We start from the raw sequence: 20,793 nt of genomic DNA on the forward strand, positions 1-20,793 counted from the left end.
GGGTCAGCGGCGGTCGAACAGGCGCGGCACGCCGCGGCTACCGTCGAGGAGCGCGTTCGTGCGGCGGCGCACCCGCCAGCCGCCGTGGCCGCGCTCGAGCTCCCAGCGGTTGGCGGACAGCCGCTCTACGCGCCAGCTCTCACCGCTGCGCAGAACCAGCATCGAGTGGTTGACGGCGACCGCCGAGTCGCCGTCGATCTCAACCCGTGGGCTCGTGAGAATGTGTCCGCATCCCGCCTCGACGTAGGCGCGATGGCCGGGCAGGTCGACCAGCTGTGCGACCTCCTGCCCCTCGAGCGTCACGGAGTCGAATGCGTATGCCCCGTCCTCCGCCCACAGCTCGGCGAGCGACTGGCCGTCGAGGGAGTCGACCGCCGGACCGTAGCGCGAGACGAGGTCGATTATCGCCAGGCGATCCTCCACCGCGCGCAGGCGCGCCTCGAGGTCGGCCATCCGCTCCTCGCCCACGCTCACCAGTCCTGCCATGGGTTGATCGTTGTGAGCGGACCGGACATCAGCACTTCCTCTGCCGTGGAGGCCTCCGGGTCGGCCGCGGCATCCAGCTGTTGCGTCGTCCGCGCGATCTCGGATGACGCCTCCAGGGGGTCGCCGTCGAGGTAGGCGAGCCGGATGCGCAGCGACTGCGGGACGATGGTGTCGTCGCCCGCGAGGGGCAGCGACGAGTGCTGCTGGGGGAACGCGAAGGAAAAAGTCCACGCGCCGGCGACGCCGTCCAGGCGCAGCAGCTCCGGAATGAGCTCGCGGTCCTCCCACCGGAACCGCTCGTGGGCGGCCAGGCCGTGGTGATCCGCGTAGCGGCTCATCGTGAAGTGGATGCCGCGGTTGGGCCTGAACGGCAGCACCTCGGCACCTACGCCGATGCGCGGCGCCGCATGGCCCGCCACCGGCCGGAAGAAGCCGAGGAACGGACGGCTGACGCCGGGGATGATGGGGCCGCGCCCCCACTGGAACGAGTCCTCTCCCAACCTGGTCCAGGCCCTCACGCTCTCGTCGACCGGCTGCCGGAACCAGTACATCGCGACGTAGTCGACGCCGGCGAACTCCGCGGACGCCGACCCGTGATCCTTCAGGCCGTCACGCCGCGCCCACCGGTCACCCCAGGCGACGCCCGGGAGGGCGAGGTTCTCGGGCCGGTGATCCAGCTGGTGCCACTCGTTGTAGGCACGGTGGACCGTCGGGTCCGTGAGCTCCACGAACGAGAAGAATGCGAGGTCTGCGAACATGGCGACTCCCCATTGAGTAACAAAGCGCTTGCTTGGTTACGCTAGCAGGTCATTCGCACACCGCGCACTCGTGCGCCCTCGCCTTACGCCTCCCAGCGCCGGATCAGCGCCGCCAGCGCCTGGCCGCCGCCGATGCACATCGTCACCACGGCGTACTCGAGGTCGCGGCGCTGCAGGTCCAGCGCGGCGCGAACGGTGAGGATCGCGCCCGTCGCACCGACGGCATGCCCGAGCGCAATCGCGCCGCCGTACGGATTGACGCGCGCGGGGTCCAGTCCCGCATCGCGGATCACGGCGACCGCCTGGGCAGCGAACGCCTCGTTCAGCTCGATCACATCGACGTCGGCCGCCGTGAGACCCGTCTGCGCCCACAGCCGCTCGAGCGCGTACACCGGGGCGTAGCCCATGAACTCGGGCTCGTTGCCAGCGGTCGCCACTGCCTCGATCGTCGCCAGTGCGGGCAGCCCCTGCGCGCGCACGTCGGCCTCGCGCATGAGCACGGTAGCCCCGGCGCCGTCGTTGATCCCCGATGCGTTGCCTGCGGTGACCGACCCGTCCTTCTGGAACGCCGGACGCAGCCCCGCGAGTGTCTCGAGCGTCGTCCCCGGCTTCGGGTGCTCGTCGACGGAGACCTCGACCGGCTTGCGGCCGGACGTCGTCACCGTCACGATCTCCTCCGCGAACGCGGCCCTCGCGGCATCCGTCGCAGCCCGTCGCTGGCTCTCCACGGCGAACTCGTCCTGCTCGGCCCGCGAGACGCCGTACTTCGCCGCGACGTTCTCGGCGGTCACGCCCATATGCGTGCCCGAGAACGGATCGGTCAGCATCGCCACCGTCCCGTCGACCAAGGTGCGGTCGCCGAGCCTGTCGTTGAAGCGGGCGTTGAAGTCGTAGAAGGGCATCCGCGTCATGTTCTCGTCGCCGCCGGCGACGATGACGTCGGCGCCACCCCACAGCAGCTCCTGTGCGCCCGACCAGATCGCCTGCAGTCCCGACCCGCAGAGTCGGTTGACCGTGAGGGCGGGCGTGCGCACCGGCATCCCGGCCGCCAAGGCGACTCGGCGCGCGTTGTAGGCGTCACCGGCCACCTGGCCGATGCAGCCCATCACGACCTCGTCGACCTGGTCCGCGCCGAGTCCCGCCCGGCGCAGTGCCTCCACCACGGCGGCAGCGCCGAGCTCGTGGGCGGGAGTGTCACGGAACACTCCGCCGAAGCTGCCCACCGGGGTGCGGGCACCGGCGACGATGGCGACCTTCTCACGAGTCATACGGGCAGTTCTCCTTCAGTCCAGGCTCTTGCAGTAGCCGCGCGGTCCGCGCGCGACGGAGTGAGTCGAATGGATGCCGCCGCTCACCCTCAGCCCCGCTCCCCCGGCGTTCCATAGGTCGAGCGCTGCTCGATCACGGCGAGCGTGCAGCGCGAGATGCAGGCCAGCCGCCCCGCGTCGTCGACGATGCGCACCTCCCACACCTGCGACCGGCGGCCGATCGCGGCGGGCGTCGCCGTCGCGGTCACCCACCCGGCGAAAACCGGACGGATGTGGTTGGCATTGATCTCCTGGCCGACGACGTGGAACCGCTCACGGTCCACCGCCAGGTAGCCCGCCCACGATGCGAGCGTCTCGGCCAGGGCGACCGACGCGCCGCCGTGCAGGACGCCCGCCGGCTGGACGGAGCGCCGGTCCACCGGCATCCGTCCCACCAGCGCGTCGTCGCGGACCTCGACGATCTCGATGCCGAGGTTCTCGATGAGCGTGCCCGTGGCCATCGCCGTGAGGTCGATCCCCGAGACGTCGCCGAACCACAGGCTCACGGCGTCACCCCGCGGCTTCCTCTTGGCGCTCGGCGGCGGCGAGCTCCGCCTCGTCGGGCACGTAGCCCTCGATGTGGCGCTCGTCGGGGCCGTTGTACGCGGACAGCGGGCGAATGAGCGCGTTGGATGCGGCCTGCTCCATGATGTGCGCGGTCCAGCCGGTCACCCGCGCCGCCACGAAGAGCGGCGTGAACGTCAGCGTGTCGAAGCCCATGAGGTTGTAGGCCGGACCCGACGGGTAGTCGAGGTTCGGGTAGATGCCCTTGCGGCTGACGAACTCCGACTCGAGGGTGTCGTAGAGCGCGGCGACATCGGGCCGGTCGTAGTGCTCGACGAGCGTGTCGAGCGCCTTCTTCATCGTCGGCACGCGCGAGTCGCCCTTCTTGTAGACGCGGTGCCCGAAGCCCATGATCTTGCGCTTCTCCGCGAGCGCCTCGTCGAGCCACGGCCCCACCTTCTCGGCCGTGCCGATCTCGTCGAAGATGTGCAGGACGGCCTCGTTGGCGCCGCCGTGCAGCGGACCCTTGAGCGCGCCGATCGCACCGACGACGGCCGAGTACAGGTCGCTCAGGGTCGACGTGACCACGCGGGCGGTGAACGTCGAGGCGTTGAAGGAGTGCTCAGCGTAAAGGATCATCGACCGGTTGAACGCATCGACGACGACCTCGTCAGCTTCTTCGCCGAACGTCATCCACAGGAAGTTGGCCGCGTAGTCGAGGTCGTTGCGCGGGGCGATCGGCTGCTGACCACGGCGGCGGCGCTGGCCGTATGCGACGATCGCCGGGAGGACGGCGAACAGACGGATGCTGCGCGCGAGGTTGTCGTCGGCGCTGCCGCTGGCGTCGAGCACCGAGCCGATGCCCGCCATGTCGCGCGCGCCGATCAGGCTCACGGCGGTGCGCACTTCGTCCATAGGGTGGGCGTCGACGGGGACCAGGTCGATGGCGGCGCGCACGTCCGGCGGCAGCGCGCGGTAGGACCGCTCGGTGGCGCGCAGGTGCGCGAGCTCGACCTCGGTCGGCAGCTCGCCGTGCCAGAGCAGATACGCGACCGCCTCGAACGGCTGGGTGGAGGCGAGCTCCTGCACGGGGTATCCCCGGTACAACAGCGAGTTCGTCTCAGGGTTGACCTTCGAGACCGCCGTGTAGTCGACGACGACACCGGCAAGGCCCTTCTTGATGTCGGGTTCGGTCATGACTGCTCCTTCGGGTCAGTGACTCAGCGCTGGATCTGGAAGTTGAAGACGTCCTGGTCGAAGTGGTTGTACTGCTCGTAGTCGATCAGGTCGTACAGATCGGCGCGGTGCTGCATCTCGCCGAGCTTCGAGGTCAGGTGCCCCTCGCCTGAGAGCGTATCGAGAGCGCGGGATGCCGCACCCATCGCGATCCGCAGCAGCGAGACGGGCCAGATCACGATGTTGACGCCGGCACTGCGCAGCTGCTCGGTCGAAAAGAGGTCGCTCTTGCCGAACTCGGTCATGTTCGCGAGGATCGGCACGTCCAGCGCGGCCCGCATCGCCTCGAACTCGCCCAGGTCGCGCATGGCCTCCGGGAAGATGGCATCGGCGCCGGCATCCACCAGCGCCTTCGCGCGGTCGATCGCGGCATCCATCCCATCGACCGCGCGGATGTCGGTGCGCGCCATGATCAGGAAGTTCGGGTCGCGACGCGCGTCGACGGCGGCCCGGATGCGCTTGACGGCGGTGTCCTCGTCGACGACGGACTTGCCGTCGAGGTGGCCGCAGCGCTTCGGGTTGATCTGGTCCTCGATATGCGTTCCGGCGAGCCCGGCGTCTTCGAGCGTCTGGATCGTGCGGGCGACGTTCATGGGCTCGCCGAAGCCGGTGTCGGCGTCGATGATCGCCGGCAGGTCGGTCATGCGCGCGATCTGCTGCCCCCGGCCGGCCACCTCGGTGAGGGTCGTGAGCCCGATGTCGGGCAGTCCGAGATCGGCGGACAGCACGGCACCCGAGATGTAGACGCCCTCGAAGCCCTTGCGCTCGATGAGGCGCGCGCTGAGCGGGTTGAATGCGCCGGGGAACCGGAGCAGCTCACCCGAGGCGAGCCGCTCGCGGAGCAGGCGCCGCTTCTCGGCGGCCGTCACGCCGGAGTACAGCATCAGAACAGGCCCTTGGGCGCGGGTGCCGCAGCGAGCACGCCGAACTCGGCGACGATCGAGAGCTGCTGCACCTCTTCCGGCGTGAGCTCGGGCAGGCGCTCGGCGAGGTCGAGGAACCGGTCGATCTCCTCGGCGGAGAGCACCGGCTCGGCCAGGATGCGGAACTTGCGGATGTAGTCCGCACGGGCGAACGGGCGCGCACCGAGCGGGTGCGCGTCGGCGACGGCGATCTCGTCCTCGATCGTCTCGCCGCTCGTCAGGCGGATCTCGACGCGACCGCCGAACGCCTTCTCGTTCGGGTCCTCCGAGTGGTAGCGGCGCGTCCACTCCGCGTCCTCGGCGGTCGTGATCTTGTGCCACAGCGCGACGGTGTCCTCGCGGCCCGCGCGCTCGGGGGCGTACGAGTCGACATGGTGCCAGCCGCCGTCCTGCAGCGCGACAGCGAAGATGTACGGGATCGAGTGGTCGAGCGTCTCGCGCGACGCCTTCGGGTCGTACTTCTGCGGGTCGTTCGCGCCCGAGCCGATGACGTAGTGGGTGTGGTGCGAGGTGTGCAGCACGATCGACTCGACGTTCGCCGGATCGATCAGCTCGGGGTGCTCGCCGTGGAGCTTGCGCGCCAGGTCGATCCACGCCTGCGCCTGGTACTCGGCCGAGTGCTCCTTCGTGTACGAGTCGAGGATGCCGCGCTTCGGCTCGCCGGGGGCGGGCAGCGGCACGTCGTACGAGGCGTCGGGTCCGTCGAGCATCCACGCGACGACGCCGTCCTCGCCTTCGTAGATCGGGCTGGGCGAGGTCTCGCCGCGCATCGCGCGGTCGACGGCCTCGACCGCCATCTTCCCGGCGAAGGCGGGGGCGTGGGCCTTCCAGGTCGAGATCTCGCCCTTGCGCGACTGGCGCGTGGCGGTGGTGGTGTGCAGCGCCTGGCCGACGGCCTGGTAGATCGTCTCGACGTCGAGGCCGAGGAGCGTGCCGATGCCGGCCGCGGCCGAGGGGCCGAGGTGGGCGACGTGGTCGATCTTGTGCTTGTGGAGGCAGATCGCGCGCACGAGGTCGATCTGGATCTCGTAGCCGGTCGCAAGGCCGCGCACCAGCGCCGCGCCGTCGGCGCCGACGTGCTGGGCGACCGCGAGGATCGGCGGGATGTTGTCGCCGGGGTGCGAGTAGTCGGCCGCCAGGAAGGTGTCGTGGTAGTCGAGCTCGCGCACGGCGACGCCGTTCGCCCACGCCGCCCACTCCGGGCTGGTGCGGCGGTCGAGAGCGCAGCCGAACACGGTCGCGCCGTTGCCGCCGACCGACACCGCGTGGTCGAGCGCCTGCTGACGAGCCGCGCTGACGGGAGCGCGGGTGAGGGATGCCGCGGCCACGGCGGCGTTGTCGATGACGCGGTTGATGATCATGTCGACGACGTCGGGCTCGACCTCGACGGGGTCGGCGGCGATCGCGGCGATGTGCCAGGCAAGCTGTCCCTCGCGCGCGAGGTTCTCATCGCTGCGGTGGACTCGGAGGTGGTGGGTGACGGTCATGATCGTCCTAACTTCAGTGACTCGAGGATGTTCGTGAGCGCGTTGTGCAGATGCACGTGCGTGGCGTGCGCGGCCAGGTCGGCGTCGCGCGCGGCGATCGCCGAGGCGATCAGGCGGTGCTCGGCGGCCGAGACCGCGAGCCGGTCGGGGTTGTCGCGCGCGAGGCGCCGCACCCGCACGAGATGGGTGCGCACCGTCTTGAGCGCGGCAGTGAGGTATTCGTTGGCGACCGACTCGTCGAGGCGGCGGTCGAACCGGGCGATGAGGGCGTAGTACGCGTCGGGTCCGGCGGCGCCGGCGACGTCCGTGCGCGCGAACTCGTCGGCGAGGTCGGCGAAAGCAGCGGCATCCCCGCGCTCGGCGGCGAGCCGGGCGGCGGACTCCTCCAGCGCGCGGCGCACCTCGAAGATCTCGCGGATGTCGCCGGCGTCGATCGGTGTGACGACGGTGACGCGCGGCGACTGCTGCGCGACGAGCCCGTCGGCCGCGAGCCGCCCGAGCGCTTCACGCAGAGGTGTGCGGCTGACCCCGAGACGAGCGGCCTGCTCGACCTCGCCGAGCACAGCCCCGGGGGGCAGAGCACCGTTCTGAATCTCGTCGAGGAGCGTCGCGTACGCCCGGTCACTTGCCCGCATCGTTCGCACCTCCTCATTCACAACGCGACCTAGTGTATACATAAGCCGACTGAAGAGCCAGCGGATGCCGCATCCATGCCCCATTCGTATACATAGAGCCGTGCATCGCCTTGCGCATGGACCAGTATTCACAAATTCCTGAAATCGGCGTAGCGTGACCGGCATGACCACCGTCATCCGCACCAGCGGCCTCGCCAAGCACTACGGCCGCGTCCACGCCCTCGACGGGCTCGACCTCGAGGTCGCGCCCGGCCAGGTCCACGGCTTCCTCGGCCCGAACGGCGCGGGCAAGTCCACCACGATCCGCATCCTCCTGGGGCTCGCGCGCGCGACCTCCGGCGAGGCATCCGTATTCGGTCTCCACCCGTGGAACGACGCGGTCGCGATCCATCGACGGGTCGCCTACATCCCCGGAGACGTGAGCGTCTGGCCGAACCTCTCCGGCGGCGAGGCCGTCGACCTGCTCGTGCGGCTCCGCGGAGCGTCGCGACGCGGCGGCGCATTCGCCCGCGAGAAGGCTCGCCTCATGGAGGCGTTCCAGTTCGACCCGCGCAAGAAGGGCCGCGCCTATTCGAAGGGCAATCGCCAGAAGGTCGCCCTCATCGCCGCCTTCGCCGTCCCCGCCGAGCTGTACATCTTCGACGAGCCCACGAGCGGGCTCGACCCGCTGATGGACGTGATGTTCCGGCGCGAGGTCGCACGCGTGCGCGCAGCGGGCGCAACGGTGCTCCTGTCGAGCCACATCCTGTCGGAGGTCGAGCAGCTGTGCGATCGGGTCTCGATCATCCGCGACGGGCGCGTCATCGAGTCGGGCACCCTCTCCGACCTCCGTCATCTGACGCGCACGGAGGTGTCGTTCGAGGGAGCGGATGCCGCGGCCGCGGCCGCCCTCCCCGGGGCGCACGACGCGGTCGCCGAGGACGGGCGCGTGCGGTTCACCGTCGATTCCGACCACGTGGCCGCCCTCCTCCCGGCCCTGGGAAGCCAGGGCGTCACGGGCCTGCGTGTCGCGCCCCCTTCTCTCGAGGAACTCTTCCTCCGCCATTACGGCGATGACATCGCCGAGCTCGAGGGCAACGGGCGTCCAGCGCTGCGGAGCGTTCGCCGGTGAGCAGCGTCGGCATCCTTCTCGGGCAGCGCATCCGCCGCGACTGGCGGCAGCTGACGCTCTGGATCGTCGGCACGGCCGGCCTCGCCTATCTTGCGTACACCGGCGTCGGGGAGTCGTTCGGCACGGAGCAGGAGCGCTCAGCCCTCATCGCGACGGCTCTCGCCAACCCCGTGATCCTGCTCTTCCGCGGCCTCCCGTCCGGTGTCGGTCAGAGCTCCGTGATGGTGTTCCTCATCCTCCCGTGGCTGGCGATGCTCGCCGCCTTCATGAGCACGTTCCTCGCCGTGCGCCACACGCGCGGAGAGGAGGAGCCGGGTCGCGCCGAGCTCATCGCCGCGACCCCTGCGGGCCGCACCGCGCCGATCGTCGCGACGGCGCTGCACGGCCTCCTGGCGAACGTGCTGCTCGCCGCCCTCACCACGGCCGCCTTCCTCGCGACCGGCAGCGATCCGGGCGGGTCGCTGCTCGTCGGCGCGGCGGCAGGGTCCGTCGGCGTGGCCTTCCTCGGGATCGGCCTGTTCGCCGCCCAGCTGATGCGCACCTCGCGCGGCGCCAACTCCGTGGCGGTGTGGACGCTGCTCGTCACGTTCGTGATGTGCGGCATCGGCAACGCGCTCGGAACCCCGAGCGACGACCTCACCCGGATGGAGAGTTCCGGGCTCACCTGGCTGTCGCCCTTCGGCTGGGCCGAGAACACTCGCGCGTTCGACGAGGACGCGTGGTGGCCGCTCGCCCTCTGCCTCGGCCTGGGGGTGGTGCTCGCCGGGGTGGCGATCGCCCTCACGGCCGCGCGCGATCTCGGGGGCAGCTTCATCGCCGAGCGGCAGGGTCGCACCACGGCGCCGGCTTCGCTGTCAGGCCCCGCCGGGCTGGTGTGGCGCCTCACCCGCGGAAGCCTCCTCGGATGGGCGGTCGGCGGGCTCCTCACCGGGATCCTCGCGACCACGCTGGCGAGCGTCGTCGGGGAGATCGGCGCCCAGAACCCCGCGATCGGGCAGATCCTCGACCAGATCTCGGGCGGCGGAGACCTCGAGCAGGCGACCATCACCACCTTCTTCACGATGCTCGGCATCCTGGCCGCCTGTGCGGCCGTGCAGACGGTGTGCCGCGCCCGGCAGGAGGAGTCGCACGGCACGGCCGAGCCGGTGCTCGCGACCGGCGTCGGGCGGGTGCGGTGGCTCACCGGCTACCTCGCGCTCGCCCTCGCGGGCCTCCTGGCGGTGGTCGCCGCCGGGGCCGCGGGGTCGCTGCTCGGCCTGGCGAGCCGCGGCTCCGACGAGCACCTCGTGAAGACGGTGCTCGTCACGGCGGCAGGTCAGGTCGCCGCGGCATCCGTGTTCCTCGCCCTCACCGCCCTGGTGTTCGTGCTCCTCCCCCGGCTCACCATCCCGATCGGCTGGATGCTCGTCGTGGTCGGAATGACGCTCGGCCTGTTCGGCCCGATCTTCGGCTTCCCCGAGTGGGTCACGAATCTGTCGCCCATCGCGGTCGCCCCGGTGGTGCAGGGCGACGACGTCGATGTGCAGGGCGTCTGGTGGCTCATCGCGGTCGTCGGTGCCGGAGTCGCGGCATCCCTCGCCCTCATGCGCCGCCGCGAGCTCGCAGCGGGCGGGTAGGTTCGATCGATGGGCGAGGACAGAGGGCATCCGGGCGTCGAGGCGGCCGAGCAGGCGGCCGCGATGCTCGCCGCCGCAGGCATGGCACGCATGCCGGCGCGGGTGATGATGGCCCTCGTCGGCTCGCCGGACGAGGGGTACACCGCCGCCGAGCTGGCCGAGCGCCTGGGGGTCTCGGCCGCCGCGGTGTCGGGAGCCGTGCGCTACCTGGTCGGGATGCGGCTCATCCAGCGCCTGCCCCGCCCCGGCGACCGCCGCGACCGCTACGACCTCGTCGACGACGCGTGGGCCGGGATGATCACCGCGAACTCGCCGCTGTACGCGGGGCTGGCCGCGCAGATGGACGCGATCGCCGACGAGAACGCCGATGCACCGCAGTCCGTCGCGCGGGCGCGGGACGTCGCCGACTTCCTGCGATATCTGGCGGAGCGGATGCCGCGGCTCGCGGACGAGTGGCGGGCCCAGCGCGGAGCGGACCCCGAGCCCGGGTAGCCTTGCCCGAGTGACCGACTCCCCCCGCTACATCGTTGCCACCGACGGCGCCTGCAAGGGCAACCCCGGACCGGCGGGCTGGGCGTGGGTCGGCGAGGACGGCCAGTGGGCAGCGGGGTCCATCCCGGTCGGCACCAACAACATCGGCGAGCTGTTGGGCCTGCTCAAGGCCATCGAGGACCACCCTGACGTCGAGAACCTCGTGGTGCAGGCCGACTCGAGATACGCCATCGACACCTACACGAAGTGGATGGACGGGCACCGCCGCCGCGGCTGGAAGACCTCGACCGGCGCGCCCACGAAGAACGTCGACCTGCTCGAGCAGCTCATCGCCGTGCGCGACGCCCGTCGCGCCGCCGGCCTTCCCGACGTCGTGCTCGAGCACGTGCGCGGGCACTCCGGCCACGTGCTCAACGCCTGGGCCGACGAGCGCGCCGTGCGCGCATCCGAGCACGCGGCCAAGGGAGTCGAGAGCGCCTGGTCGTCGCTCGGCGCACAGGATCCGATCGACGTCTCGGTCGCGCCCAAGAACGGGCGCTGAACCAACCCGTTCCGTCTCGCTCCGTTCGCCCGACGACCGGGTTCAGACCCCGGCCTCCGCGAGGTGCGACTCGAGTGCGTCGAGGGCGGGCCGCTGGCCCTTCACGAGCTTCTCGCGTGCAGCGGGAAGCGGCATCCACTCCACCCTGTCCACTTCGGGGAAGGACGCCGTCCGACCCGACCTCGGCGGCCACTCGAGCTCGAACTCGCCGAACTCCAGCCCGTCGAGCGAGAGGGCTGCGCCGTCGGCGATGAACACCGTGACGCGCTTACCCGACGAGTAGACGAAGGTGCCGAGCTCGGCGTACGGGCCGCCCGGCGCGTCGATGCCGAGTTCCTCGCGGAACTCGCGCTGCGCTGCGTCGAGCGCCGGCTCGTCCCCTTCGCGGAACTCGCCCTTCGGGATCGACCAGGCGCCGGCGTCCTTCGAGGCCCAGTACGGTCCGCCCATGTGCGCGATGAGCACCTCGGGTTCGGGACCGAGCCGGTAGAGGAGGATGCCGGCGCTGGTCGTCATGCGGCGAGGCTAGACGATGCGCGTCTTGGGCGAAACGCCGTAGGTGTCTTCGGGATCGTCGTAGACGGCGCCGGCGAGCGCGGTGTCGATCGCGGCCATCGTGTCGGCGTCGAGCACGACGCCCGAGGCCTTCACTGTGTCGGCGAGCTGCTCCGGGCGCGAGGCGCCGACCAGGGCCGAAGCGACGTTCTTGTTCTGCAGCACCCACGCGATCGCGAGCTGCGGCATCGTGAGCCCCGCCTGCTCGGCGATGGGCGTGAGCCGCTGCACCGCCTCGAGCACCTCATCGCGCAGGAAGTCCTTGATGAACTGCGCGCCGCTCTTCTCGTCGGTGGCCCGCGAGCCCGCGGGCACCGGCTGACCGGGCAGGTACTTGCCCGACAGCACGCCCTGCGCCATCGGCGACCAGACGATCTGCGAGATGCCGAGCTCCTGCGACGCCGGCACGACCTTGCCCTCGATCACGCGCCACAGCATCGAGTACTGGGGCTGGTTGGAGATGAGCTGGATGCCGAGTCCCTTCGCCAGGGCGTGCCCCTCGCGAAGCTGCTCGGCCGTCCACTCCGAGACGCCGATGTACAGCGCCTTCCCCTGGCGGACGATGTCGGCGAACGCCTGGAACGTCTCCTCGAGCGGCGTCTCGTAGTCGAAGCGGTGCGCCTGGTAGAGGTCGACGTAGTCGGTACCGAGGCGCGCGAGCGATCCGTTGATGGACTCCATGATGTGCTTGCGGCTCAGTCCGGTGTCGTTGGCGCCACGGGGTCCGGTCGGGAAGTACACCTTCGTGAAGATCTCGAGCGACTCGCGCCGGCGGCCGGCGAGCGCCTTGCCGAGCACGGTCTCGGCGGCGGTGTTGGCGTACACGTCGGCGGTGTCGAACGTCGTGATGCCGGCATCCAGCGCCGCGTGCACCGTCTCGATCGCCGCCGTGTCGTCGACCTGCGATCCGTGCGTCACCCAGTTGCCGTAGGTGATCTCCGAGACCTTGAGACCGCTGTTGCCGAGATACCGATAGTTGACCATCAGACAACGCTATCGGCGGGGGGATGCTGCGGGGCCGCCTGTGCCACCCCCGTGCGGTTCACAGCGGGAAAGCGGATACTGTCCTCGGCGGACTCGGTGTCACCGACGTCACCGGTCACGTCGCCTCGCGCGACGCGACGACCCTCGGTCCGCGCATGAGTCAGAGCCGTCATGACCGTCGTCCCGTCGCCGCGACGCCGCATCCGCAGGGCCGTGGGCCTCGCAGCTGCGGCGACCGTCGTCGCGGCCGGACTCGTGAGCCTGCCGTCTCCGGCGTCGGCAGTCCCCTCCCCTCCCCCGGAGGCCGACGTCTACCTGGTGTCGCGCACGGATGAGGGGTCGTCGGGAGCGCCCTACATCACGCCCGACGGTCAGAGGGTCGCCTACGCGTCCGACGCCGGCGGCCTGGTCGAGGGCACTCAGGTCGCGACGCGGAACATCTTCCTCGCGACGGCCAAACGCGGCTCCGGTGACCCCTTCTCGGGCCGGCCGCGCCTCGTGAGCCGTCCCGACGGCTCGCTCCCCGACGAGCCGGCGAACGACGTGAGCGACGACCCCGTGGCGAGCGCCGACGGCCGGTACGTCGCGTTCGTCAGTCAGGCGACGAACCTCGTGCCGGAAGGCGCCACCCCGGGCCTCGCCGCCGTCTACGTGCGCGACATGAGCGCGGGAACCACGTTCCGCGTCGACGCGGGCCCCGAACCGAACGGGGCCGCGTACGAGCCCGACCTGAGCGACGACGGCCGCCACCTGGTCTTCACGTCCACCGCCACGAATCTGACACCGGGCGACACCAACGGCGCTCCCGACGTCTTCGTCGCCGACCTCGACAGCAACGGAGACGGAACGCTCGGCGACGTCGCCGTGACCCGCCTGCTGGGCTCGCGCAGCGTGCCGGGGGGCACGGCCCAGCCGGCGATCAGCGGCGATGGCGCGTGGATCGCGTTCACCGCCTTCCTCGCCGACCCGACCGGAGCATCCGGAACGTCCGGCGACGTCGCCTCGGTGTTCCGCACCCGCCGTGGCGCCGAAGCCGAGACGCGCATCCTTGCCGCAGGCGCCCACCATGGCGCGGTCGACGCGACCGGCAGCGCCTACGCGGTGGTCGTCGACGATTGCCAGGGCGACGCCGTCGTCGCCGGCGTGACGCTCGACGCCGCCGGAACCCCCTTCGCGGTCGGCATCGGCAGGATCGAGGTGGAGCGCGGCGTCGGCAGCGTCTGGGCTCCGGCGATCTCGGCCGACGGGTCGACCGTGGCATGGGCGACCACGCAGCCGGACGCCGGCCGGTCCGAGCCGCTCGCCGACCCGGTGGTGCGCGTGGCCGAGCCGGCGTGGGAGGAGGCCCGCGCGGGGGAGATGCCGTGCGCGGGCGACCACGACGACGCCACCGAGCTCGGCGTCGGCGATGCACCGACGCTGTCGGCGTCGGGCCGCACGGTCGCGTTCGGCGGGCCGAGCGACATGACCTCGGCGGAGACCTCGGTCACCGCCGTGGACCGCCGGACCCATGACGGTCTCTGGGTGTCGAACACGATGGGCGGGCTGACCGTCCCCGGCTACGTCACGAGTGTGGCGATCTCCGAGATCCCGGTGTCGGCGGTCGCCGCGTACGCCGGGGCGCTTGCGGACGTGCCGATCCAGCGGCTGCCCGTCTCCCGTCTCCCGCTCACGGCGCTGCCGATCCACCGGCTGCCGGTCCACCGCCTGCTGGACGGCGATTCGCCGATCTATCGCCAGCAGGCCGACGATGCCACGCTCCGCCGGGTGCCGATCGACCGGCTGGCGCTCCACCGGGTGCCGCTCCAGCGCCCCGACATCCCCGGCGGCTGGCAGCAGGTGCTCGCCGCCACCCCGTTCGCCGGCCGGCTCACGCAGAGCGTGACGCTCGCCGAGGTTCTCGGCTGGGCGGACAGGGCGCGCCCCGGTCGGTCGTCGGGTGGCGCGGCGGAAGCCGCGACCCTGATCCGGAGCCTGTCGCTCGGTGACGTCGACCTCGACGGCTCGGGCATCGACGCGCTCTCGGTCGGGTCGCTGCTCCTCGGCGCAGCGCCGCTCCCCGAGGTCGAGGTGGCCGGCTCCGGCTCGCCCCTCGAGCGCTGGCAGGCGCTCGCCGACGCACAGGGACTCGGCGTCACCGCCGACGACACGACCTACCTGGCGGAGCTCGACGCCGCGGGGCTCGATCTCAGCCGGACGGGTGTCGATGCAGTCCCCCTGAACCAGCTGCCCCTCGACGCCACGATGCTCGACGACATCACGCTGGCTGCCTCCGGCCGCCAGCCGGGGCTGTTCCTGGCCGGCACACCGCTCGGGGCGGTCGAGGTCGACTCGCTGAGCACAGCCGCGCAGACGGTGCTGTTCGGCGGAAGCCGGTCGGGGACGCTCGCCGAAAACGCCGGCGCCCTGCGCCCCTCGGCGACGCTCGCCGACCTGGCGGCGGGTGCGCCCGACTCTGTCACCGTCGGCACGGCGCTGTTCTCGCTCATCGACCGTGCCGCCTATCCGTGGGAGCAGATCGACCCGACGGTCATCCCTGCCGGCGCGGCGGTCCAGCAGACCGCCGATCAGGACTGCGACGAAGGCGGCCGGTGCGGACGCGTCGCACAGTTCCAGTTCACGTTCGATCCCGGTCCGGGGGAGGCAACCCTCTTCCCCGCGCCCACCGCATCGGTCACGTTGCCGGCGTCGTCGCGCCTCTCGCTCGTGCGGGCGACCGGCTCGGGCCCCCGCTTCACGCCGGACGGCGACCAGGTCTACGACGGTCCGGTGCAGGCCGAGGGATCGCTGGTGCGGTTCCCGCTGCCCGACACGGCGGGCGGCACCGTGCGGTCGCTGTCGCTCGAGTACACGGCGAGCCGGCAGCCCGGTGCGTGGAGCTCCCGCGCCGAACTGACCAGCGCCGACCTGCGCGCGGACGACGAGATCCTCCTCACCGCCGCGCCGGAGTACTACGACGTCGCCGACCACAACCGCACGCCGGACGGCCAGTGGCAGGCCATCCCGCAGACGCTGGCCGAGGGGGTTCTCCGCTACGAGTGGATCTCGCCCGCGTCGATCGAGTCCGACGACGAGGGGCGACAGCTTACCGCCCCGGCCGACGACGAGGACTGGTTCTCCGTCGAGCCGCCGAAGCCGGGGCAGCGCCTCGTGGTGTCGTCGCACGCCGCAGACGGTGGGATCTCGCTCGCGCTCCTCAAGCCCGCGCAGACGCTGTCGCCGCTCGGCCTGCCCAGCCTGGGCGTCGCGCCCGGCACCGCCGTCACCGAGCAGGAGGAGAGGGATGCCGCGGCCCCCGCCGAGTCGGGAGCGGACACCGGTACGGCCGTACCCGGCCACGTGCTCCTCGACCAGGCGACGGTCGGCGGAGACGGCACGGTGACGGTTCAGGCATCCTCCGCCTTCACCGAGGGCGAGGCGGACTGGCTCGTGCGGGTGACGAGCGGGAACGGACTCGCCGGCTCGCAGCTCTACTCCCTCCGCGCGACCTACCTCCCGGAGCCGCCGGAGCAGCGCTGCGCGCCCTGGCTGGCGCCCCTCGACGTCGAGCCTCAGAACCCCGACGACCCGTGGCCGTTCGTCGTCAGCGACCCGGTCGGCGCGGCCACGAACACGCTCTACCTCATCGACACGACGCGCTTCCGGCTGACCCACGGCCTGCAGGCGACCGACGAGGTCATCGCGGCGATCCGGGCCCTCGACGGCACGGGCACGGTGGGCGACGCCACGATCTCCGGTGCGATCCTCTCGATCGACACCGATCCCGCCGTCGTGGCTGCCCGCGCGGCACTCGACCAGGAGCCGTGCTCGCTGAGCGCCCGGCGCTCCCTGACCGCCGCGATCACCGCGTTCGTCACCGCGGCGGTCGGCCCCGCCGCCGAGCAGATCGAGTCGATCGTCATCGTGGGCGGCGACGACATCGTGCCCTTCGCGCCCGTCCCCCAGCATGCCGCGCAGTTCACCGAGGCGAGCCACGCCGCCGAGCTCAGGCTCCCCGCGCAGCCGGACGGCACCCCCTGCCCTGCCGGGCTCCGGCCGGGCGAGGTCGACCCGTGCGCCACGCCGCTGTCCGCCGCGGCCGCGGCGGGCGTGATCCTCACCGACGACCCGTACGGCCTCGCCGATGCCTACCCGTCCTTCGGCGGCCATCTCTACGTGCCGACCGTCGCCGTCGGCCGTCTGGTCGACACTGCCGACCAGATCCGCGGCCAGCTCGACCGATTCCGCTATGCCGATGGGGTCCTCGCGGGCGACTCGGCTCTCACCGGCGCCTACGGCGCGTGGGCGGAGCTTCCGCAGCTGGTCAGCGAGAAGCTCGCCTGGCGGCTCGGCGGCGACGAGTCGCTGGAGCAGCCGTGGTCCAGGCAGGACGCCGAGTCCCGTCTCTTCCCCCGCGGCGCGGACGCGCCGCGGATCGTGTCGCTCAACGCGCATTCCGACGAGCGGCGCCTGGTGGCCGGCGTCGAGGACGCCGCGACCGGGGCGGTCGACGACTCCGCCGTCATCGACGCCGGCGATCACGCTCCTCCGGCCGTCCCGCGCGCGGAGGAGGTCTTCGATCCGCGCGCGCCGACGAGCCCGCTCGACGGCGCGGTCGTCTTCATGATCGGCGGACACGCGGGCAACAACCTCCCGGCCGCCTACTACGGCGACGTCACCGACTGGGCGGACGTGTTCTCGCCGGCGGGCGGCTTCGTCGGCAACACCGGATTCGGCCTCGCGAACGGCGCTGCGACCGCGTTCAGCGAGCGTCTGCTCGGCCTCTACGCCGACTGGATCGGCGTGCAGAGCGCCCGGGGGCCGGTCTCGTCCGGCGGTGCGCTCGCCTACGCCAAGCAGGCGTACGCCGGTGCGCTGGGCCTGTACTCCGGGTACGACGAGAAGGTCCTGATGCAGGCCGTGTACTACGGCATGCCGATGTACACCTTCGAGGATTCGACGAAGGAAGCACCCCTCCCCGCGGCGCCCGAGCTCCGGATCGCCGACGGGCGGTCCGGGCTCTCGTCGGCCCCGCTGACGCTGACGCCGTCCTTCGCCACCGTGACCAGGGAGGACCTCACCGGCGCACAGCTCACCTACGTCACCGTGGGCGACGAGCAGCCGATCGCCGTTCCCGGCCAGCCGCTGCTGCCGAGACTCGTCACGCAGATCCCGTCATCCGACGAGGCAGGCAGGATCCCGCGCGGCGCCCTGATCACGAGCCTCACCTCCTCGTGGACCGGCACGGTGCGCCCCGCGATCGGCGACCCCGGCATCGGGATCGAGCGGGCGCCGGTCGTGAAGGACGGTCTCGCCTTCCCCTCCTCCTTCACCTCGATCTCGCGGCAGGAGACGCCGAGCGGCCCCGTCAGCCTTCTGGTCACGGCACCCGCCAACGTCCAGTCGGCCACGGGCGGTCTCGGCCGGATCGAGACCTTCCCGTCGATGGGTCTCGAGATCCTCTACGGTCCCGACGACGGCGACGTCGTGCCGCCCATGATCCGCTGGACGCAGCACCGCGACGGCGAGGTCGCCATCGCCGCGCAGGACGCGGGCGGCGAAGTGGCCCGCGTGGTGCTCCTCGTGCAGGAGGCCGACGCCCCGGCGGACGACGCCACGCGCGACTGGGAGGCCGTCGAGCTCGAGCTCGACACCGACGGCATCTGGCGCGGCGACATCCCCGTCTCGGTCTCGGGCCCCTACCGCTGGATCGCGCAGGCCGTTGACGCCTCCGGCAACGTCGCGACCGACAGTGCGCGCGGGCGCATCCAGGTCGCCGGCGCCGCCGGGCCCGTGCTCGGCGCGCCCGGCGGTCCGCTGACCGTGAACGCCGGAGACCGCGTGGTGCGCAGCATCCCCATCACGGAGGCCGCACCCGGAGCCGTCGTCACCGGGTCGTATCTCCTCCTCGACGCCGGCGGACGGGAGCTCGCGGCGGGTCCCGTGACCGTCGCGACGGCTGCCGACGGCGCGATGCACGCCGTCGTCGACCTCATCGCCGACACCCCGGGCACGTTCCAGGTCTCGGTGACGGCCTGCAGCGGCGGCCAGGACTGCGGCGAGCCCGCCGGTTTCGCCCTGACGGTGCAGTCGCGCAACTCGGCTCCGACGGCATCGGTCTCCCTCGATCGCGAGGGCATCACACCAGGCAGCCTGCTGACGGCGGAGGCGGCCGGCGCCGATCCCGACGGCGGCGACGTCGTCACCCTGTCGTACCGCTGGCTGCGCAACGGTGTGCTGCTCGACGGCGCTGAGGTCGCGATGCTCTCGCTCGACGGAGTCACGCGCCCGGGCGACGTGATCCGCGTCGAAGTCGTCCCGAACGACGGCGAGACGGACGGACACGCCGCATCCGCCGAGATCGTCGTCGGAGACGAGCTCGCGCTTCCGACGATCGCCGCCTGGGCGACATCGGCGGGCGACATCTACGACGACGGATCGTGGGCATCGGACGACGTCGTCGTGTCGTTCACGTGCACGGGCACGGGCGTGTCGTGTCCGGTGCCGTTCACCGTCTCCGCCGACACCGACAGCACGCGGGTCGAGCGCACCATCAGCGATGTCCAGGGGCGCCAGGCGACCGCGGGCATCACGGTGCGGCGCGATGCGACGGCCCCGTCGCTCTCGCCGTCCGTCACTCCTGATCCCGTCGCCGTCGGCGGCACCGCGACGGCCGTGCCGGCAGCGATCGACACCGGTTCGGGCATCGCCGTGCAGTCGTGCGATCAGCCGGTCACGGCCACCGAGGGCGTGAAGAGACTGACCTGCCGTGCCACCGATGTCGCCGGCAACAGCGCGGTGACCACCGTCGCGTACACCGTGATCGGGCCGGCGGGATCGATCGGGGCACCGGCGCCGGGCGGCGGCGGCCGGCCGCCCGCCGTGGGCGTCGGTCCTAGTCCTCGAGCGGAGTGACGGCGGCGACCGCCTGGTCGTCCTCGGTCGCGACCAGCTGGCCGCACGCGCCGTCGATCTCCTTACCGCGGGTGTCGCGGAGCGTGGTGGGGATGCCGGCGTCGTTGAGGCGGCGCACGAACTCGTTCTGCACTGGGATCTCGGAGGCCGTCCAGATGGAGCCGGGCGTCGGGTTCAGCGGGATCGGGTTCACGTGCACCCAGCCCCGGCCGCGCGCGTTGAGCTTCTCGGCGAGGAGGTCGGCGCGCCAGGCGTGATCGTTCATGTCCTTGATGAGCGCGTACTCGATCGAGACGCGGCGCCCGGTCCTGTCGAAGTACGCCCGTGCGGCGTCGAGCGCCTCGTCGACCTTCCACCGCGAGTTCACCGGGATGAGCTCATCGCGCAGCTTGTCGTCCGGCGCGTGGAGCGACAGCGCGAACGTCACGGGGATGTCCTCGTTCGCGAGCTTCGTGATCGCCGGCACCAGGCCGACGGTCGAGACCGTCACGCCACGGGCACTCATCCCCAGCCCGTGGGCCTTGTCGGTCATCACGCGCACCGCCTGCATCACGCGGGCGTAGTTGGCCAGGGGCTCGCCCATGCCCATGAAGACGATGTTCGACACTCGCTCGGCGGAGTGGTCGTCGCGCTTCTTCCCGCCCAGCTGCCCGTCGGCGATCACGCGGTTCGCGCGAACGATCTGCTCGACGATCTCGGCAGCCGACATGTTGCGCGTGAGACCCGCCTGCCCGGTGGCGCAGAAGGGGCAGTTCATGCCGCAGCCTGCCTGGGATGAGACGCACAGCGTGATGCGGCCGGGATAGCGCATGAGCACCGACTCGACGAGGGCACCGTCGTGCAGCTTCCACAGGAACTTGATCGTGTCGCCGCGGTCGGTCTCGAGCCGGCGCACCTCGGTGAGCAGCGGCGGGAGCATGCCGTGCACGAACTCCTCGCGCCCCTCCGCCGGGAGGTCGGTCATGTCGGCGGGGTCGTGGGTGAAGTGCGTGAAGTAGTGCTTCTCGAGCTGCTTCGCGCGGAAGCCCGGCATCCCGAGCTCCTTCACCTTCTCGACGCGCTGCTCGGGGGTCAGGTCGGCGAGGTGGACGGGGGGCTTGCCGCGCTTCGGGCTCGCGAACTGCAGGAGCGGCCGCCCTTCGGCGTCCTTCTTCTGCGACCAGCCCTCCGTGGCAGGACGCACCTGACGGGGCTTCGTGGTGCGCACGGGAGGCTCAGTGGTCATGATCCGAGGGTAGGGGACGCACCTGAACGCACGCCCGAA

General features: G+C 71.6%; 16 protein-coding genes. 5 read left to right on the forward strand and 11 right to left on the reverse strand.

All coding sequences use genetic code 11. The features are described 5' to 3' along the window. Nucleotides 1-3 precede the first annotated feature (3 nt). The 8 genes from MK786_RS12940 to MK786_RS12975 all read right to left on the reverse strand — a co-directional run bounded on the left by MK786_RS12940 (nucleotide 4) and on the right by MK786_RS12975 (nucleotide 7,336). Nucleotides 4-486: a nuclear transport factor 2 family protein gene (locus MK786_RS12940; protein ID WP_241112655.1), complete on the reverse strand. Its 483-nt coding sequence runs from the start codon at nucleotides 484-486 to the stop codon at nucleotides 4-6. Then, nucleotides 471-1,244 carry a hypothetical protein gene (locus MK786_RS12945; protein ID WP_241112656.1) on the reverse strand — a complete coding sequence of 258 codons (774 nt, stop codon included), beginning with the start codon at nucleotides 1,242-1,244 and terminating at the stop codon, nucleotides 471-473. The genes MK786_RS12940 and MK786_RS12945 overlap by 16 nt, the downstream gene beginning before the upstream one ends. 83 nt (nucleotides 1,245-1,327) lie before the next feature. Then, the gene (locus MK786_RS12950) at nucleotides 1,328-2,512 is read right to left on the reverse strand and encodes a thiolase family protein (RefSeq protein WP_241112657.1); all 1,185 of its coding nucleotides are present in this window, start codon (nucleotides 2,510-2,512) and stop codon (nucleotides 1,328-1,330) included. Between the two features lie 89 nt (nucleotides 2,513-2,601). Continuing rightward, entirely contained in the window at nucleotides 2,602-3,057 is a 456-nt protein-coding gene (locus MK786_RS12955) for a hotdog fold thioesterase (RefSeq protein ID WP_241112658.1), read from the reverse strand. A 4-nt stretch (nucleotides 3,058-3,061) separates the two neighbouring features. After that, nucleotides 3,062-4,252, reverse strand: coding sequence for a bifunctional 2-methylcitrate synthase/citrate synthase (locus MK786_RS12960; RefSeq protein WP_241112659.1), 1,191 nt, complete (start codon nucleotides 4,250-4,252; stop codon nucleotides 3,062-3,064). A gap of 23 nt (nucleotides 4,253-4,275) precedes the next feature. Next, entirely contained in the window at nucleotides 4,276-5,175 is a 900-nt protein-coding gene (gene prpB / locus MK786_RS12965; RefSeq protein WP_241112660.1) for a methylisocitrate lyase, read from the reverse strand. Beyond that, entirely contained in the window at nucleotides 5,175-6,701 is a 1,527-nt protein-coding gene (locus MK786_RS12970; protein ID WP_241112661.1) for an MmgE/PrpD family protein, read from the reverse strand. The genes prpB and MK786_RS12970 overlap by 1 nt, the downstream gene beginning before the upstream one ends. Next, nucleotides 6,698-7,336, reverse strand: a complete 639-nt coding sequence (locus MK786_RS12975) for a GntR family transcriptional regulator (protein WP_241112662.1) — start codon at nucleotides 7,334-7,336, stop codon at nucleotides 6,698-6,700. Before MK786_RS12975 ends, MK786_RS12970 begins: the two co-directional genes overlap by 4 nt. A 163-nt stretch (nucleotides 7,337-7,499) precedes the next feature. On the opposite strand from MK786_RS12975, the gene MK786_RS12980 reads away from it, so the two are divergent. The 4 genes from MK786_RS12980 to MK786_RS12995 are packed head-to-tail and all read left to right on the forward strand — an operon-like array spanning nucleotide 7,500 to nucleotide 11,096. Next, the gene (locus MK786_RS12980; protein ID WP_241112663.1) at nucleotides 7,500-8,447 is read left to right on the forward strand and encodes an ABC transporter ATP-binding protein; all 948 of its coding nucleotides are present in this window, start codon (nucleotides 7,500-7,502) and stop codon (nucleotides 8,445-8,447) included. Next, nucleotides 8,444-10,063: an ABC transporter permease gene (locus MK786_RS12985; protein WP_241112664.1), complete on the forward strand. Its 1,620-nt coding sequence runs from the start codon at nucleotides 8,444-8,446 to the stop codon at nucleotides 10,061-10,063. The genes MK786_RS12980 and MK786_RS12985 overlap by 4 nt, the downstream gene beginning before the upstream one ends. Nucleotides 10,064-10,072: 9 nt before the next feature. Beyond that, on the forward strand, nucleotides 10,073-10,555 hold the full coding sequence (locus tag MK786_RS12990; RefSeq protein ID WP_241112665.1) for a GbsR/MarR family transcriptional regulator: 483 nt from the start codon (nucleotides 10,073-10,075) through the stop codon (nucleotides 10,553-10,555). 10 nt (nucleotides 10,556-10,565) lie between these two features. Then, nucleotides 10,566-11,096 carry a ribonuclease H gene (locus MK786_RS12995; RefSeq protein ID WP_241112666.1) on the forward strand — a complete coding sequence of 177 codons (531 nt, stop codon included), beginning with the start codon at nucleotides 10,566-10,568 and terminating at the stop codon, nucleotides 11,094-11,096. 42 nt (nucleotides 11,097-11,138) lie between these two features. Here the strand turns inward: MK786_RS12995 and MK786_RS13000 are convergent, their stop codons facing one another. Both MK786_RS13000 and MK786_RS13005 read right to left on the reverse strand, forming a co-directional pair. Then, a complete protein-coding gene (locus MK786_RS13000; RefSeq protein WP_241112667.1) occupies nucleotides 11,139-11,612 on the reverse strand; it encodes an NUDIX domain-containing protein in 474 nt (157 codons plus the stop codon). Between the two features lie 9 nt (nucleotides 11,613-11,621). After that, nucleotides 11,622-12,635, reverse strand: a complete 1,014-nt coding sequence (locus tag MK786_RS13005; protein ID WP_241112668.1) for an aldo/keto reductase family protein — start codon at nucleotides 12,633-12,635, stop codon at nucleotides 11,622-11,624. 171 nt (nucleotides 12,636-12,806) lie between these two features. Here MK786_RS13005 and MK786_RS13010 point away from each other — a divergent pair, with 171 nt between their 5' ends. Continuing rightward, nucleotides 12,807-19,529, forward strand: a complete 6,723-nt coding sequence (locus tag MK786_RS13010; protein ID WP_241112669.1) for a hypothetical protein — start codon at nucleotides 12,807-12,809, stop codon at nucleotides 19,527-19,529. On the opposite strand, the gene rlmN is transcribed toward MK786_RS13010, so the two are convergent. After that, a complete protein-coding gene (gene rlmN / locus MK786_RS13015; RefSeq protein ID WP_241112670.1) occupies nucleotides 19,510-20,754 on the reverse strand; it encodes a 23S rRNA (adenine(2503)-C(2))-methyltransferase RlmN in 1,245 nt (414 codons plus the stop codon). The two genes, MK786_RS13010 and rlmN, sit on opposite strands and share 20 nt — an antisense overlap. Between the last annotated feature and the right edge of the window lie 39 nt (nucleotides 20,755-20,793).

The organism is Microbacterium sp. CFH 31415, assembly GCF_022538185.1.
Classification (GTDB): domain Bacteria; phylum Actinomycetota; class Actinomycetes; order Actinomycetales; family Microbacteriaceae; genus Microbacterium.

What these genes read in the sequence shown, in the direction of transcription:
- MK786_RS12980 (WP_241112663.1), top strand. Translation starts at nt 7,500, where the DNA reads ATGACCACCGTCATCCGCACCAGCGGCCTCGCCAAGCACTACGGCCGC.
- MK786_RS12950 (WP_241112657.1), bottom strand. Translation starts at nt 2,512, where the DNA reads ATGACTCGTGAGAAGGTCGCCATCGTCGCCGGTGCCCGCACCCCGGTG.
- MK786_RS12990 (WP_241112665.1), top strand. Translation starts at nt 10,073, where the DNA reads ATGGGCGAGGACAGAGGGCATCCGGGCGTCGAGGCGGCCGAGCAGGCG.
- rlmN (WP_241112670.1), bottom strand. Translation starts at nt 20,754, where the DNA reads ATGACCACTGAGCCTCCCGTGCGCACCACGAAGCCCCGTCAGGTGCGT.
- MK786_RS12970 (WP_241112661.1), bottom strand. Translation starts at nt 6,701, where the DNA reads ATGACCGTCACCCACCACCTCCGAGTCCACCGCAGCGATGAGAACCTC.
- MK786_RS13000 (WP_241112667.1), bottom strand. Translation starts at nt 11,612, where the DNA reads ATGACGACCAGCGCCGGCATCCTCCTCTACCGGCTCGGTCCCGAACCC.
- MK786_RS12960 (WP_241112659.1), bottom strand. Translation starts at nt 4,252, where the DNA reads ATGACCGAACCCGACATCAAGAAGGGCCTTGCCGGTGTCGTCGTCGAC.
- MK786_RS12945 (WP_241112656.1), bottom strand. Translation starts at nt 1,244, where the DNA reads ATGTTCGCAGACCTCGCATTCTTCTCGTTCGTGGAGCTCACGGACCCG.
- MK786_RS12975 (WP_241112662.1), bottom strand. Translation starts at nt 7,336, where the DNA reads ATGCGGGCAAGTGACCGGGCGTACGCGACGCTCCTCGACGAGATTCAG.
- MK786_RS12940 (WP_241112655.1), bottom strand. Translation starts at nt 486, where the DNA reads ATGGCAGGACTGGTGAGCGTGGGCGAGGAGCGGATGGCCGACCTCGAG.
- MK786_RS13005 (WP_241112668.1), bottom strand. Translation starts at nt 12,635, where the DNA reads ATGGTCAACTATCGGTATCTCGGCAACAGCGGTCTCAAGGTCTCGGAG.
- MK786_RS13010 (WP_241112669.1), top strand. Translation starts at nt 12,807, where the DNA reads ATGACCGTCGTCCCGTCGCCGCGACGCCGCATCCGCAGGGCCGTGGGC.
- prpB (WP_241112660.1), bottom strand. Translation starts at nt 5,175, where the DNA reads ATGCTGTACTCCGGCGTGACGGCCGCCGAGAAGCGGCGCCTGCTCCGC.